Source organism: Blastococcus sp. OS1-29 (assembly GCF_057628075.1).
Map to the genome: position 1 here is coordinate 257,503 of NZ_JBXXJK010000007.1, position 14,829 is coordinate 272,331.

The 14,829-nt window shown below is 73.1% G+C and carries 13 protein-coding genes; 9 read left to right on the forward strand and 4 right to left on the reverse strand.

Annotated elements, in window-relative coordinates:
- Positions 1 to 74 precede the first annotated feature (74 nt).
- A complete protein-coding gene (locus tag AC2H4J_RS19085; protein WP_487466476.1) occupies positions 75 to 536 on the forward strand; it encodes an SgcJ/EcaC family oxidoreductase in 462 nt (153 codons plus the stop codon).
- Positions 533 to 1,369 carry a sulfurtransferase gene (locus AC2H4J_RS19090; RefSeq protein WP_487466477.1) on the forward strand — a complete coding sequence of 279 codons (837 nt, stop codon included), beginning with the start codon at positions 533 to 535 and terminating at the stop codon, positions 1,367 to 1,369. Before AC2H4J_RS19085 ends, AC2H4J_RS19090 begins: the two co-directional genes overlap by 4 nt.
- 69 nt (positions 1,370 to 1,438) lie before the next feature.
- Here the strand turns inward: AC2H4J_RS19090 and AC2H4J_RS19095 are convergent, their stop codons facing one another.
- From AC2H4J_RS19095 to AC2H4J_RS19105, 3 genes are read right to left on the reverse strand one after another with little or no spacing between them, the layout of a single operon-like run.
- A complete protein-coding gene (locus tag AC2H4J_RS19095; protein ID WP_487466478.1) occupies positions 1,439 to 2,134 on the reverse strand; it encodes a sirohydrochlorin chelatase in 696 nt (231 codons plus the stop codon).
- The gene (locus tag AC2H4J_RS19100; RefSeq protein ID WP_487466479.1) at positions 2,131 to 2,886 is read right to left on the reverse strand and encodes an SDR family oxidoreductase; all 756 of its coding nucleotides are present in this window, start codon (positions 2,884 to 2,886) and stop codon (positions 2,131 to 2,133) included. Before AC2H4J_RS19100 ends, AC2H4J_RS19095 begins: the two co-directional genes overlap by 4 nt.
- A gap of 13 nt (positions 2,887 to 2,899) precedes the next feature.
- Positions 2,900 to 5,758, reverse strand: coding sequence for an aconitate hydratase (locus AC2H4J_RS19105; RefSeq protein WP_487466480.1), 2,859 nt, complete (start codon positions 5,756 to 5,758; stop codon positions 2,900 to 2,902).
- A 244-nt stretch (positions 5,759 to 6,002) separates the two neighbouring features.
- Here AC2H4J_RS19105 and AC2H4J_RS19110 point away from each other — a divergent pair, with 244 nt between their 5' ends.
- From AC2H4J_RS19110 to AC2H4J_RS19140, 7 genes are all read left to right on the forward strand, one after another.
- Entirely contained in the window at positions 6,003 to 7,100 is a 1,098-nt protein-coding gene (locus AC2H4J_RS19110; protein ID WP_487466481.1) for a phosphatase PAP2 family protein, read from the forward strand.
- Positions 7,097 to 7,351: a hypothetical protein gene (locus tag AC2H4J_RS19115; RefSeq protein WP_487466482.1), complete on the forward strand. Its 255-nt coding sequence runs from the start codon at positions 7,097 to 7,099 to the stop codon at positions 7,349 to 7,351. The genes AC2H4J_RS19110 and AC2H4J_RS19115 overlap by 4 nt, the downstream gene beginning before the upstream one ends.
- A gap of 38 nt (positions 7,352 to 7,389) precedes the next feature.
- Entirely contained in the window at positions 7,390 to 8,925 is a 1,536-nt protein-coding gene (locus tag AC2H4J_RS19120; protein ID WP_487466483.1) for an AMP-binding protein, read from the forward strand.
- Positions 8,926 to 9,079: 154 nt separating this feature from the next.
- Positions 9,080 to 10,339 (forward strand): C40 family peptidase, encoded by a 1,260-nt coding sequence (locus tag AC2H4J_RS19125; protein ID WP_487466484.1) that lies wholly within the window; start codon positions 9,080 to 9,082, stop codon positions 10,337 to 10,339.
- A gap of 311 nt (positions 10,340 to 10,650) precedes the next feature.
- The gene (locus AC2H4J_RS19130) at positions 10,651 to 11,814 is read left to right on the forward strand and encodes an AAA family ATPase (RefSeq protein ID WP_487466485.1); all 1,164 of its coding nucleotides are present in this window, start codon (positions 10,651 to 10,653) and stop codon (positions 11,812 to 11,814) included.
- Positions 11,811 to 12,869 (forward strand): DUF58 domain-containing protein, encoded by a 1,059-nt coding sequence (locus tag AC2H4J_RS19135; protein WP_487466486.1) that lies wholly within the window; start codon positions 11,811 to 11,813, stop codon positions 12,867 to 12,869. The genes AC2H4J_RS19130 and AC2H4J_RS19135 overlap by 4 nt, the downstream gene beginning before the upstream one ends.
- Positions 12,866 to 13,822 carry a VWA domain-containing protein gene (locus AC2H4J_RS19140; RefSeq protein WP_487466487.1) on the forward strand — a complete coding sequence of 319 codons (957 nt, stop codon included), beginning with the start codon at positions 12,866 to 12,868 and terminating at the stop codon, positions 13,820 to 13,822. Before AC2H4J_RS19135 ends, AC2H4J_RS19140 begins: the two co-directional genes overlap by 4 nt.
- Here the strand turns inward: AC2H4J_RS19140 and AC2H4J_RS19145 are convergent.
- Complete coding sequence (locus tag AC2H4J_RS19145) at positions 13,819 to 14,790, reverse strand: quinone oxidoreductase family protein (RefSeq protein ID WP_487466488.1); 972 nt, start codon at positions 14,788 to 14,790, stop codon at positions 13,819 to 13,821. The two genes, AC2H4J_RS19140 and AC2H4J_RS19145, sit on opposite strands and share 4 nt — an antisense overlap.
- Between the last annotated feature and the right edge of the window lie 39 nt (positions 14,791 to 14,829).

The window sequence follows — 14,829 nt, forward strand, 5'->3', positions numbered from 1 at the left end:
ACGGCGAGCGTCGAACGACGGGCCGACGCCGACCACTACCGTCACTCTTGTCCCACACCCGCTTAGGAGACGACGTGACTGCCGCGCACCCGTACGACTCACAGATCCGTGCGCTCTACAGCCAGTTCCTCGACGGCTGGAACCGGCGCAGCGGCGCAGCGGTCGCGGCCGGGTTCGCCGACGACGGGGACATCATCGGCTTCGACGGGAGCCACCACCGGGGGCGGCTGTCGATCGCGGCCGACCTGCGCCAGGTCTTCGCCAGTCATCAGACCCCCGCCTATGTCGGCATCGTCCGCTCCGTCCGGCCGATGGCCCAGGGCGTGGCCGTCCTGATGGCGCACGCCGGCATGCTCCCGCCGGACGGCACCGACCTCGACCCCGACCTCAACACCGTGCACACCCTGGTGGCGGTCGATGAAGACGGCCGCTGGAAGATCTCGCTCTTCCAGTCCACGCCGGCCGCGTGGCACCAGCACCCCGAGGCGCGCGAAGCGCTCACCCAGGAGTTGCGCGGCCTGCTCGCGCCGCAGTGACGGTCCTCGTCTCCGCCGATGAGCTGCGAGCGGCCGACGGTGAGCGGGTCGTGCTGCTGGACGTGCGGTGGGCGCTCGGCGACGACCGGGGGCGCGAGAACTACCTGGCCGGTCACCTGCCCGGTGCCGTCTTCGTCGACCTGGAGACGGAGCTCGCCGATCCGCCGACGGCGGCTGAGGGACGTCATCCGCTGCCGGCACTACAGCGACTGCAAGCATGTGCCCGCCGGTGGGGGATCCGGGAGGGCGACCGCGTCGTTGCCTACGACGCCACGGCGGGGCTCGCGGCCGCCCGCGCGTGGTGGCTGCTGCGCTGGGCCGGGCTGACCGACGTCCGGCTGCTGGACGGTGGGCTGGACGCCTGGGTCGCCGCGGGTGGCGGCCTGGTATCCGGCGACGTCGTGCCGGTGCCGGGAGACGTGACGCTCACCGGCGGAGGCATGCCGGTCCTGTCCGCCGACGAGGCGGCCGTCCTGCCATCATCTGGCGGCGTGCTGCTCGACGCGCGTGCGGGGGAGCGCTACCGCGGCGAGGTGGAGCCGATCGACCCACGGGCCGGCCACGTACCCGGCGCGCTGAGCGCCCCGACGACCGAGAACCTGGGCCCGGACGGCCGCTTCCGGTCCGCCGCCGAGCTGGCCGGCAGGTTCGACGAACTCGGTGCCGCCACTGCAACGACCGTCGGCGTCTACTGCGGCTCCGGGGTCACCGCGGCCCACGAGGTCGCCGCGCTCGCGCAGGCCGGCATCGCGGCCGCCCTCTGGCCGGGTTCGTGGTCGCAGTGGTCCGCCGACCCGTCCCGACCCGCCGCGACCGGGGGCGCGCCGGGCTGAGCCCGGGTGCCGGGCGGGTAGCCGGGCAGAGCCCCTATCGGCGCTGACTATCGGCGACGCAGGCTGTGGTCAGCGCTGCAGCGCCGCGTCGTATCGGTCCAGGAGGACGGCGGCGAGGCGGACGTCGGGCAGCAGCGGAGCGGTGACCGCGTCGGCGCCCGCGCCGGCGAGCTTGTCGTGGAAATGGCCCGGCGCCAGCAGGTAGGCGGCCACGACCACCCGCTCCGCGCCGGCGCGGCGGGCGGCGGCCACGGCGTCCGGCACGGTCGGCGACGCGGCCGATCCGTAGCCGGTGGTCACCGGACCGGCCCAGGCGCGCTGCAGCACTGCGGCCGTCTCCGCCACGTCGGCCACCGCACGGACGTCGCTCGACCCGGCGGCGGCCAGCACGACGGCCGTGACCGGGTCCCGCGGATCCGCCCCGGCCGCGCGCAGCCGGTCGAGCAGCACCTCGGCGAGCCGCGGATCCGGCCCCAGCGGACGGGCGGCGACCGTGCCGGGAGCGGCGGCGACCGCCCCCGCGATGTCGACGTGCACGTGATAGCCGCCGGACAGGAGCAGCGGCACCACGACGGCGGGATGTCCGGCAGCGGACAGCTCCGCCACCACGTCCGCCACCGTCGGCGGCTGGACGTCGACGAACGCCGCGGTGGTCGTGATCCCCGGCCGCAGGGCGCGGGCGGCCAGGGCCAGCTCGGCGACCAGCCGGCGGCCGGTGGGATTGCGCGTGCCGTGGGCGCAGGCCACCAGGACCGGAGCCGTCATGGAGTCCGCAGTCGGCCGCCGTCGACGATGATCGAGGTGCCGGTGACGTAGGAGGCGGCCGGCGACAGCATGAATGCCGCCACCCGACCGAACTCCTCCGGCTGCCCGACCCGGCCCAGGGGGATGCCGTCCTCCGTGTCGGCACGCGCGGCGTCCGGATCGCCGGAGGCACCCTCGAGTTCGGCGACCCGGTCGGTCGCGATCGTGCCGGGGAGCAGGCTCACGACGCGGATGCCGCGGGGTGCCAACTCGTCGGAGAGGTTCTTCGCGGTCATCGCGAGGCCGGGACGCAGGCCGTTGGAGATGGCCAGGCCGTCGAGGGGCTGGCGTGCCGACCCGGAGAGGACGAAGCCGATGCTCGCGCCCTCGTCCAGGTGCGGGACCAGCGCCCTCATCAGCCGGAGCGGTCCCAGCAGGACGCTCTCGACCGCAGCGCGCCAGCTGTCCTCGGAGACCTCGAACAGCCCTCCGGGCGCCGGTCCGCCGACCGAGATCAGCGCGCCGTCGATCCGGCCCAGCCGCTCCAGCGACTCCGCGACCAGCCGCTCGGCGGCGTCCGGCTCCGACAGGTCCGCGGCCAGCCCGGACGCGCCCGAGCCCAGCCGCTCCACCGCCGCGGCCACGCCCTCGGCGCTCCGGGAGCTGATCAGCACCCGGGCGCCGTCGTCGACCAGGGCCTGGGCGGTCGCGAAACCCAGTCCCCGGCTCGCGCCGGTGAGCAGGTAGCCGCGACCGCCCAGCCCCAGGTCCATCAGGCAGCAGCCATCAGGCGGCAGAGCCCCGCAGCGAGCGCAGCACGTACTGCATGATCCCGCCGTTGCGGTAGTAGCTCGCCTCGCCGGGGGTGTCGATCCGGACGCGCGCGTCGAACTCGGCGTCCCCGGCCTTGACCTTGACGGTCCGCGGGATCGAGCCGTCGTTGAGCGCGGTGATCCCGGTGATCGTGAACTCCTCGTCACCGGTCAGGCCGAGCGACTCGCGGTTCTGGCCCTCCGGGTACTGCAGCGGCAGCACGCCCATCCCGATCAGGTTCGAGCGGTGGATGCGCTCGTAGCTCTCGGCGATGACCGCCTTGACGCCCAGCAGCGCTGTGCCCTTGGCCGCCCAGTCGCGCGACGAGCCCGACCCGTACTCCTTGCCGGCCAGCACGACCAGCGGGATGCCGGCCTGCTGGTAGGCCTCCGACGCCTCGTAGATCGTCGTCGTCTCACCGGTCAGGTGGTTCTTGGTGACGCCACCCTCGGTGCCGGGAACCAGCTGGTTGCGCAGCCGGATGTTGGCGAACGTGCCGCGGATCATGACCTCGTGGTTCCCGCGGCGGGAGCCGTAGGAGTTGAAGTCGCGGCGGTCGATCCCGTGCTCGCGCAGGTACTTCCCGGCGGGGCTGTCGGCCTTGATGGAGCCGGCCGGCGAGATGTGGTCGGTGGTCACGGAGTCACCGAGGACGGCGAGCGTGCGGGCGCCGGCTATGTCCTCGACCGGCGCGGGCTCGGCCGGCATCCCGTCGAAGTACGGCGGCTTCCGCACGTAGGTGCTCTCCGGGTTCCAGTCGAAGGTGTCACCGGTCGGCGTGGGCAGGTTCTGCCACTGCTCGGTGCCGGCGAACACGTCCGCGTAGTCCTTGCTGAACATCTCCGCGGACACGGCCTGGTCGATGACCCGCTGGACCTCCTGCGGCGACGGCCAGATGTCGTGCAGGAAGACGTCGTTGCCGTCCTGGTCCTGACCCAGCGGGTCGTTGTTCAGATCGACGTCCATCGACCCGGCCAAGGCGTAGGCGATGACCAGCGGCGGCGACGCCAGGTAGTTCATCTTGACGTCGGGGTTGATCCGGCCCTCGAAGTTGCGGTTGCCCGAGAGCACCGAGACGACGGCGAGGTCGGCCTCGTTGACGGCGGCGGACACCGGCTCCGGCAGCGGGCCCGAGTTGCCGATGCAGGTCGTGCAGCCGTAGCCGACCAGGTAGAAGCCCAGCTTCTCCAGGTAGGGGGTGAGCTCGGCCTTCTCGTAGTAGTCCATGACGACCTTGGACCCGGGGGCCAGTGTCGTCTTCACCCACGGCTTGCTGGTCAGCCCGCGCTCGACGGCCTTCTTGGCCAGCAGCGCGGCGCCGATCATCACCTGCGGGTTCGACGTGTTGGTGCAGGAGGTGATGGCGGCGATCACGACGTGGCCGTGGTCGACCTCGGTCTCCGTGCCGTCCTCCATCACGATCTTGGTGGGCGTGCTCGGTCGCGTGGTCACGTCGTGCCCGTCGAAGTGGTGCGGATGGCCGTCCACGTCGCCGTTGCCGTGGGCGAAGGGGCTGGCGGGGTCGGATGCGGGGAAGGACTCGGCCGAGGCCTCGTCGGCCGCCGACACGACGCCGTACGGCTTCTCCTGCGCCGGGACGCCGGGCGTGCGGTCCTCGCCGCCGGTCTGGTCCGCAGAGACGTAGTCGGCCAGCGCCGCGCGGAAGGCCGGCTTGGCCTCGGTGATCGCCACCCGGTCCTGCGGACGCTTGGGCCCCGCGATCGACGGGACGACGGTCGCCAGGTCGAGCTCCAGGTACTCGGAGAACGCGGGCTCGCGCGACGGGTCGTGCCAGAGGCCCTGCTCCTTGGCGTAGGCCTCGACGAGGGCGACCTGCTCCTTCGAGCGGCCGGTGAGCTGGAGGTAGGTGATGGTCTCCTCGTCGATGGGGAACATCGCCGCGGTGGAGCCGAACTCCGGGCTCATGTTGCCGATCGTGGCGCGGTTGGCCAGCGGAACGGCCGCCACGCCCTCGCCGTAGAACTCGACGAACTTCCCGACGACGCCGTGGTCGCGCAGCATCTCGGTGATGGTGAGCACCAGGTCGGTGGCCGTGGCGCCGTCCGGGAGCTCGCCGGTCAGCTTGAAGCCCACCACCCGCGGGATCAGCATCGAGACGGGCTGGCCCAGCATGGCGGCCTCGGCCTCGATGCCGCCGACGCCCCAACCCAGGACGCCCAGGCCGTTGACCATCGTGGTGTGCGAGTCGGTGCCCACGCAGGTGTCGGGATAAGCGATCGTGCGGTCGCCGTCCTCCCGGGAGAAGACCACGCGGGCCAGGTGCTCGATGTTGACCTGGTGGACGATGCCGGTGCCCGGCGGGACGACCTTGAAGTCGCTGAAGGCGCCTTGGCCCCAGCGCAGGAACTGGTAGCGCTCGCCGTTGCGCTGGTACTCGATCTCGACGTTGCGCTCGAAGGACTCCGGTGTGCCGAAGACGTCGGCGATCACGGAGTGGTCGATGACCAGCTCGGCGGGGGCGAGCGGGTTGATCTTCTGCGGGTCGCCGCCGAGCTCGGCCATGGCCTCGCGCATGGTGGCGAGGTCGACGATGCAGGGAACGCCGGTGAAGTCCTGCATGATCACGCGGGCCGGGGTGTACTGGATCTCCTGGTCGGGCTCCGCGTTCGGGTCCCAGTTCGCCAGGGCGCGTACGTGGTCGGCGGTGATGTTCTCGCCGTCCTCCGTGCGCAGCTGGTTCTCCAGGAGGACCTTGAGGCTGAAGGGCAGCTTGTCCGCGCCCTCCACCGCGTCGAGCCGGAAGATGTCGTAGTCGGTGCCGTCGACGGTGAGGGTCGACCGTGCCCCGAAGCTGTCCTTGCTGGCTGCCACTCTTCTGCGCCTACCCCTCGGTGGTTCGTTCCGCTCGTCAGTCACCCTCGATCATCCCAGTTCGGCGCCCGGGACATCGGGTGAGGCACCCCTTCCCTCACCCGGTGACCTCGATCACGCGGGAAAACGGAGCCGGAGACCTCCTCGACCCCCCCGTCACAACCGTCTCTCCCGGTCGACGCCGTCCCACGATCGGGCGCGGGGGCTCCCCGGCAGGGGGGTCGCCCGGCTAGCGTCCCCGGCCGTGACCGTGGTCGAGCCGACAGTGCTGCGCCCCGCGCTGCCCGCGCGCTCGGCGCGGTTCGCCGTCCGCGCGTCGTGGCGCACACCGGTCCGGATCGCGCTGTGGACCCTGCTGGCGCTCGGCTTCCTGGCGGTCTGCGCGGTCGACGGGCTGCCCACCGACCGCGTCGTCCTGCTCGGCTGGGCGCTGGGCGGCCTGGTCGCGCACGCGGGCGTCGACGGATGGCGCCGCGTCGTCCGGCTGCTCGTCGAGTGGCTGCCCGTGGCCGCGCTGCTGATGGCCTACGACGCGACCCGCGGGGTGGCCGACACCCTGGGCATGCCGGTGCACGTCACCGAGCCGGCCGCGGTCGACCTGTGGCTGGGCGGCGGGCACCTGCCGACGCTGTGGTTGCAGCAGACGCTCACGGCGGACTGGTGGAGGGCGCTGGCGGCACTCGTCTACGGCAGCCACTTCGTCGTCACCCCGCTGCTGCTGTGCGTGCTCTGGGTGCGCAACCGGGACCTGTGGGGCCGCTACGTCCGGATGGTGCTCGCCCTGTCGGCCGCGGGCCTGATCACCTACGTGCTGTACCCGGCCGCGCCGCCCTGGCTGGCGGCCCGGCACCACGTGATCCCCCCGATCCACCGGCTGAGCGGGGTGGGGTGGGACGTGCTGGGCCTGCCCCGTGCGGGCGCGCTGCTGGCCGACAGTCAGGGTCAGGTCAACCCGGTGGCGGCGGTCCCGTCGCTGCACACGGCCTTCGCGGTGTTGAGCTGCCTCGTGCTGCTCCCGGTCGCCCGCCGGATCTGGCAGCGGGTGGCGCTGGTGGGCTACGCGCTGCTGATGCCCCTGGTCCTCGTGTGGGCGGGGGAGCACTACGTCGTCGACACGCTGCTGGGTGCCGCCTACGCGGGCGTCGTCGTCCTCGTGGCCGCGCGGGGCCGGGAGGCCTTCGCGCGGATCGTCCTGCAGGGGCCCGCCGCGAGCGTGCGAGCGGTGGGGGGCAGGGGGGTCCTTCAACTGCTCCGACCGGACGACGATGCGTTCGGCCCTCGTGTAGGGGCCCGCCGCGAGCGTGCGAGCGGTGGGGGGCACGGGGGTCCTTTCTCACCGTGAGCTTCGGGCAGGAGCTCGACCAGCGGGTGATCGCCGCCGCCGCGGAGGCGGCCGCGGACTGCGACGTCTTCCTTGCCGTCGGCACGTCGCTGCAGGTCTGGCCGGTCGCCGGGCTGACCGAGATGGCGGCCGCGCACGGCGCCCGGGTCGTCATCGTCAACGCCGAGCCGACCCCGTTCGACGACCTGGCGGACCTCGTCGTCCGCGATCCGATCGGCACCGCACTGCCGAGGCTGCTCGTCGGCGGTTAACGTGACGGTCACCACGTTCTGAGCACCCGGGAGTCGGCATGCACGTCCCTCTGACCACCCGCGACTTCCTCGACCGCGCCGAGCTGGTCTACGGCGACCGCGTCGGCGTCGTCGACGAGCCGACCCAGCCCGCGCCGTCCCTCGGCGAGGTCACCTATCGCGAGCTGGCCCGGCGCGGCCGAGCCTTCAACGCAGCCCTCGACGGGCTCGGCATCGGCGAGGGGGAGCGGGTCGCGATCGTCAGCCACAACTCCGCGCGGCTGCTCGAGCTCCTGCTGGCCGTCCCGTCGGCCGGCCGGGTGCTCGTGCCGGTGAACTTCCGGCTCTCGCCCGAGGAGGTCTCCTACATCGTCGGGCACTCCGGTTCCCGCGTGCTGCTGGTCGACCCGGAGCTGGAGTCGTCGCTCAAGAGCGTCGAGGCCGAGCACCGGTTCGGCACGGGCGAGGAGTACGAGCAGCTGCTGACGTTCGACACCGAGCCGCGGCCGTGGGCCGCGCCCGACGAGGACGCCACGGCGACGATCAACTACACCAGCGGGACGACGGCGCGGCCGAAGGGCGTGCAGCTCACCCACCGCAACATCTGGGTCAACGCCGTCACCTTCGGCATGCACATGCAGGTCAGCGACCGCGACGTCTACATGCACACGCTGCCGATGTTCCACTGCAACGGCTGGGGAATGCTCTACACGGCCGCGGGGCTTGGTGCGCGGCAGGTGGTGATCCGGAAGATCGACGGCGCCGAGATCCTCCGCCGGGTCGACCAGCACGGCGTGACCCTGATGTGCGGGGCGCCCGCGGTCTGGAACGCCGTCCTGGAGGCGGCCGCCGAGTGGGACGGCGAGATCCCCGGCCGCGACAAGGTGCGGATCGTCGTCGCCGGCGCGCCGCCGCCCTCGCGGACGATCGCCCGGGTGGAGTCGGAGCTGGGCTGGGAGTTCAACCAGATCTACGGCCTCACCGAGACCGCACCGCTGCTCACCATCAACCGGTCGCGGGCCGAGTGGGACGACCTGGACGCGGAGGAGCGGGCGAAGAAGCTGTCGCGGGCGGGCGTCCCGGCGCTGGGCACCCGCATCGACGTCAGCGACAGCGGTGAGGTGCTCGCCCAGGGCAACACGGTGCTGGCCGGCTACTGGGAGAACCCGGACGCGTCCGCCGAGGCGCTGGAGGACGGCTGGTTCCACACCGGCGACGGGGGATCGGTCGACGACGGCGGCTACGTGACGATCTCCGACCGCAAGAAGGACGTGATCATCACCGGCGGCGAGAACGTCTCGTCGATCGAGGTGGAGGACGCCGTGTTCAGCCACCCCGCGGTCGCCGAGGTCGCGGTGATCGGCGTGCCGGACGAGAAGTGGGGCGAGATGGTCACGGCGCTGGTCGTGGTGTCCGAGGGGGAGTCGGTCACCGGCGAGGAGATCATCGCGCACTGCCGCGGCAAGATCGCCGGCTACAAGATCCCCAAGCAGATCGAGTTCCGCGACGAACTGGCGCGCACCGCCACCGGGAAGATCCAGAAGTTCAAGCTCCGCGAGGGGTTCTGGAAGGACTCCGAGCGCCAGGTGAACTGACCGTCACCCGGCCGTGTCGTCTCACCCCGAGGGGTGAGACGGCCCTCAACGCACGGCCCCGAACACCCGATCTCCCTCTCTGTGGCGCCCTCCCGGGCGCCGCGGAGTCGAGCGGCCCGCCCCTCCGGGGGCACGCCGCGCTGGAGGTCGGAACGTGGACAGCGGTACCCGGAGCGCGCCGGTGCGCGCGCTGCGCCTTGCGGGCACGGCGGTCGCCATCGGCGTCGTCAGCGCCCTCGCGATCGGCCTGACGCCGTCCGTCGCGGTTGCCGCGCCGTCGAACTCCCAGATCGCGGCCGCCAAGGCAGCCGCGGACGCCCTCACCGACCAGATCGGCGCCCTGAGCCGCCAGCTGACCGATGCGCAGGGCGCCGTGGACGCAGCCCACGCCCGGTCGGCGCTGGCCCTCGACGACTTCCAGGCCCGGCAGTCGGCCTTCGAGGAGGCCGAGGCCCGCGCCGAGGCGGCCGCCGCGGCGTCCGCCCAGGCGACCGCCGACCTCGGCGTGGCCCACGACGAGCTCGTGGCCTTCGCCCGCCGCAGCTACATGCAGGGCAGCACGTACCCGGAGGCCCAGGCCCTGCTGACGGCGGCCGGTCCTGGTGAGCTCATCCAGCGCGCCGCCCTGCTCCAGGCCGCCGGCGGCCACCGGTCGGACGTCGTCGAGCGCGTCACGGTGCTGCAGCAGCAGGCCACGGCGAGCGAGCAGGTCGCCCAGACGTCGCTCGCCGAGGCCGGCACCCTCAAGGAGGAGGCGAACGCGGCGCTCCAGGTCGCGACCAGCGCCGAGATCTCGGCGCGCGCCCAGGCGGCCGACCTCGGCGCGCAGCAGGGCCAGCTGCAGACGCAGCTCGCCACCGCGCAGCAGCAGCTCACGGCGATGGTGGGCGCGCGGGCCGCCGCCGACCGGACCGCCTCGGTGGCTCCGCCGGCACCCAAGGCGACGCCGCCCCCGGCGCCGGCACCCGCGGCCGACACCCCCGCCGGCCCCGGCTCGGCCTCGGCCGCCCAGACCGCGATCGACGCGGCCATGCGCTACCTCGGCACGCCCTACGCCTGGGGCGGCGGCGGCACCCGGGGCCCCGGCCCCGGCATGGCCCCCGACGCGGGTGTCATCGGCTTCGACTGCAGCGGCCTGACCCAGTACGCCTACGCCCAGGCCGGCATCTCGATCCAGCGCAACAGCAGGGCGCAGTACGCCTCGCTGCCGAAGGTGTCCAGTGACGACCTGCAGGCCGGTGACCTCGTGTTCTGGGGCTCGGGCGGCACCGACCCGGGCAGCATCGTGCACGTCGCGATCTACCTGGGCGGCGGCAAGGTGGTGCAGGCGCCGCAGAGCGGCGACGTCGTCAAGGTGTCGAACATGTGGTGGCGCGACTACGTGGGGGCCGTGCGGCCCAGCGCGGCGAAGTAGGGCGTCGGGCAGCCACGGGGGGAGCTGCCCGACGCACGAATCAGGCTAGCAGTCGTGCTCCGGCCCGGGCAGAGGTTGTGCACCCGCGATTCGACATCGCGCGACGTGTGCACCAGTCGACGTCGCACGAGCGTCCCCACAGCTCGGTGTAGGACACTGGCTGCGGGGCGGGACTGCCGCCCTGTCGACGGGCACCTCCCCTGGAACCGTGGACCGGCACGACCAGGGAGCCCCGTGAGCGAGCTTGCGAGCGAACGAATGTGCACAGCAGCCACGCGAGCGTCGCTGACGAGCGTCAGCGAGGAGGCGGCGTGAGCAGCGCTGCCAGCACTCCGATCGAGAGCTCGCCCGCGAGCAGCGGCGCGCCGATCCCGCCATCGGTCGACGCGACCCAGCTGGAGCGGGTGCTGTTCGAGATCAAGCGGGTGATCGTCGGCCAGGACCGGCTGGTCGAGCGCATGCTGGTCGCCCTGCTGGCCAAGGGCCACGTGCTGCTCGAAGGTGTCCCGGGCGTCGCGAAGACCCTCGCCGTCGAGACGCTGGCGACCGCGGTGGGCGGCAAGTTCGCCCGCCTGCAGTTCACCCCCGACCTGGTGCCGGCCGACATCATCGGCACGCGCATCTACAAGGCCGGCCAGGACGCCTTCGACGTCGAACTCGGCCCGGTCTTCGCCAACTTCGTGCTCACCGACGAGATCAACCGCGCGCCGGCCAAGGTGCAGTCGGCGCTGTTGGAGGTCATGGCGGAGCGGCAGGTGTCGATCGGTGGGGTCACCCACCCGCTGCCCGATCCGTTCCTCGTCCTCGCGACGCAGAACCCGATCGAGAGCGAAGGCGTCTACCCGCTGCCCGAGGCCCAGCGCGACCGCTTCCTCATGAAGGTGCTCGTGGACTACCCGAGCCCCGAGGAGGAGCGGGAGATCGTCTACCGGATGGGTGCCGAACCGCCTGTCGCGGAGACGGTGCTCGGCACCGAGGACCTCCGCCGGCTGCAGCGGACGGCGTCGCAGGTCTTCGTCCACCACGCGCTGGTCGACTACGTCGTCCGCCTCGTCGTCGCCACCCGGACGCCCCGGGAGCACGGCATGGAGGACGTCGCCACGTGGGTGTCCTACGGCGCCAGCCCGCGCGCCTCGCTCGGGCTCATCGCCGCTGCGCGGGCGCTGGCGCTGGTCCGCGGCCGCGACTACGTGCTCCCGCAGGACGTGCTGGATGTGACCGCCGACGTGCTGCGACACCGCCTGGTGCTCTCCTACGACGCGCTGGCCGACGGCGTCCCGGCCGACCACATCGTCAAGCGGATCGTGCAGACGGTGCCGCTGCCACAGGTGGCGCCAAGGCAGAACGCCGGCGGCTTCGGGCCCGGCACGCCGGGCGGCCCGCACGTGCCGCAGTTCGGCGCGGGCGCCCCCCAGCCGGGGCAGTTCGGCCCGCCCGCGTCCAACGGCCACGCGCACGGGGCGCACCCGGCGTGATCCTGCGTCGCCGGTCGGCCGGGGCGCCGGAGTCCGGTCCCGAGAACCCCGCGCCGGAGCATCCGGGCCTGCTGCTGCACCCGGCGACCCCGGGCTCGGGGATCGAGGCGGGGGACGGGGACGGCGCGCCGCCGCGGTTCGCCGACGGGCCGGCCGACGTCCTGCTGCGGCGGTTGGAGCTCACCGTGCGGCGGCGGCTGGACGGCCTGCTGCAGGGCGACCACCTCGGCCTCGTGCCCGGGTCCGGCTCGGAGGCCGGCGACTCCCGCACGTACCACCCGGGGGACGACGTCCGCCGGATGGACTGGCCGGTCACCGCCCGCACCCAGGTGGCGCACGTCCGCGAGACGATAGCCGACCGCGAACTGGAGACCTGGGCGGTCGTCGACCTCTCGGCTTCGCTCGACTTCGGGACGGCGAACTGCCAGAAGCGCGACCTGGCCATCGCCGGGCTGGCCGCCGTCGGGCACCTCACCGTGCACGGCGGCAACCGGCTCGGCGCCGTCGTCACCACGGGGGAGCGGACCGACCGCTACCCGGCGATGCCGGGCCGGCTGGCGGCCGAGCGGCTGCTCCGCTCGGTGGTCGCGACCCCCCGGGCCACCGGCGGACGGCGGGGCGACCTCGCCGCGGCCCTGGAGTCGCTGCGCCGGCCCCCGCGCCGCCGGGGACTGGTCGTCGTCGTCTCGGACTTCCTCGGTTCCGACGCGACCGGGACCGCGGACTGGGAACGTGCCCTGCGGGCGCTGTCGCTGCGGCACGAACTGCTGGCGATCGAGGTCGTCGACCCGCGCGAGCTCGAACTGCCCGACGTCGGCCTGCTGACCGTCGTCGACCCGGAGACCGGTCAGACCCTCGAGGCGCCGACCGGGAACGCCGAGTTCCGCGCGAAGTTCGCTGCCGGCGCGGCGGCGCAGCGCGCCGCGATCGCCGCCGCGCTGCGCCGGGCCGGTGCGGGGCACCTGCAACTGCGCACCGACCGGGACTGGCTGATGGACGTCGTGCGGTATGTCGCGGATCGCCGGCGAGCCGGATCCGGAGGAGCCTCCCGATGACCTTCCAGACCCCGCTGTGGCTGCTGGCGCTGCTCGCCGTCGCCGCGCTGGTGGCGCTCTACGTGGTGCTCCAGCTGCGCCGGAAGGCCTACGCCGCGCGGTTCACCAACGTGGCGCTGCTCGGCACGATCGTGCCCAAGCGCCCGGGCTGGCGCCGGCACCTCGCGTTCGGCGTCGTGGCACTCGGCCTGGCCACGCTGGTCGTCTCGCTCGCGACGCCGAGCACCAAGGTGCGGGTGCCGCGGGAGCGCGCGACGGTCGTCATGGCGGTCGACGTGTCGCTGTCGATGAAGGCGACCGACATCAAGCCCGACCGGTTCCGGGCGATGCAGAGCGCCGCCAAGGACTTCGTCGACATCCTGCCCGACCGGATCAACCTGGGCCTGGTGTCCTTCGCCGGCACCGCGACGACGCTGGTGCCACCGACGACCGACCGGGGCCAGGCGGCCAACGCGATCGATCACCTCCAGCTCGCGGAGTCGACGGCGATCGGCGAGGCGATCTTCACGTCGCTGCAGGCGATCGAGAACTTCCAGTCGACCGTGGAGTCCGGTGACAGCTCGCCGCCGCCGGCCCGCATCGTGCTGCTGTCCGACGGCACGAACACCGTCGGCCGGCCGGACACGCAGGCCGTCGACGCGGCCCGGGCCGCCGGCGTGCCGGTGTCGACGATCGCCTTCGGCACCGACTACGGCACGCTCGACCTCGACGGGGAGACCGTGCCGGTGCCGGTCGACCGGGCCGAGCTCGAGAGCATCGCCGACCAGACCGGCGGCAGCTTCCACACGGCCGCGACGGCCAAGGAGCTGGAGCAGGTCTACGCCGACCTGGGCAGCCAGATCGGCTACACCACCGAGCCGAAGGACGTCAGCTTCTGGTTCGTGCGGGCCGGCGTCCTGCTGGCCCTGGTCGGCGCCTCGCTCAGCCTGCTCTGGACCAACCGGCTGGTCTAGCGGGACGGGTCGATCACGAGCTTGCCGGTGGTGCGGCGGGCCAGCAGGTCCTGGTGCGCCTCGCGGACGGCGGACATCGGGTAGCGCCCGCCGCCGACCGGCTCGAGCGCGCCCTCGGCCACCAGCGGCAGCAGGTCGTTCATGGCGGCGTCCATCATCTCCGGCCGGCTCATGCAGTGGGCCAGCCAGAATCCGATGACGGCCCGGCTGGTGCCCATCAGCGACGGCGCCTGCACCGGCTTCGGGGGCACCCGCCCGGCCATGCCGTAGGCGACCAGCCGGCCGAACGGGGCGAGCGCCGAGAGGGCGCCGTCGAACACGTTGCCGCCGGTCATCTCGAGGACGATGTCGACTCGTCTGCCGCCGTTCGCCTCGCGGAGTGCGGCGGTGAAGTTCTTCGGGTCGTCGTCGGCGAGGGCGGGGTCGACCGACGCGTGCGCCCCGAGCTCCTCGGTGAGCGCCCGCTTCTCCGGACTGGACGCCGTCGCGATGACGCGTCCGGCGCCCCACCGGCGGGCGAGCTGGACGGCCAGGCTGCCGACGCCACCGGCGCCGGCGATGACGACGACCGACTCGCCCTCGGCCAGGTGCGCGCTCGTCCGCAGCAGGTGCCAGGCGGTCGAGCCCTGGAGGACGACGGCCAGCGCCTGCTCGTCGGTCACGCCGTCGGGCACCGGCCAGGTGAGGAAGTCGTGCGCGACGACCTTCTCCGCGTAGCCACCGCCCTCCAGCAGGCCGACGACGCGCTGGCCGCCGCCGACCGGCGTGCCGACGAACTCCGCGCCCGGGATGAGCGGCAGCGTCTGCTGGGCGAGGTAGGAGTTCTCGATCTGGTGGGTGTCTGCGAAGTTCAGTCCGGCGGTGGAGACGTCGTAGAGCTGCAGGCCCGGACCGGGCGCCGGCTCAGGGACGTCGACGATCTCCAGGACCTCGGGACCGCCGAAGCGGGTGATTTGGACAGCGCGCATACGTTGCACGCTAGGGGATCACCCGACCGCGGCGTGACG

Coding starts and splice junctions, on each gene's coding strand:
- AC2H4J_RS19100 (WP_487466479.1), bottom strand. CDS start 2,886: ATGGACCTGGGGCTGGGCGGTCGCGGCTACCTGCTCACCGGCGCGAGC.
- AC2H4J_RS19145 (WP_487466488.1), bottom strand. CDS start 14,790: ATGCGCGCTGTCCAAATCACCCGCTTCGGCGGTCCCGAGGTCCTGGAG.
- AC2H4J_RS19120 (WP_487466483.1), top strand. CDS start 7,390: ATGCACGTCCCTCTGACCACCCGCGACTTCCTCGACCGCGCCGAGCTG.
- AC2H4J_RS19095 (WP_487466478.1), bottom strand. CDS start 2,134: ATGACGGCTCCGGTCCTGGTGGCCTGCGCCCACGGCACGCGCAATCCC.
- AC2H4J_RS19140 (WP_487466487.1), top strand. CDS start 12,866: ATGACCTTCCAGACCCCGCTGTGGCTGCTGGCGCTGCTCGCCGTCGCC.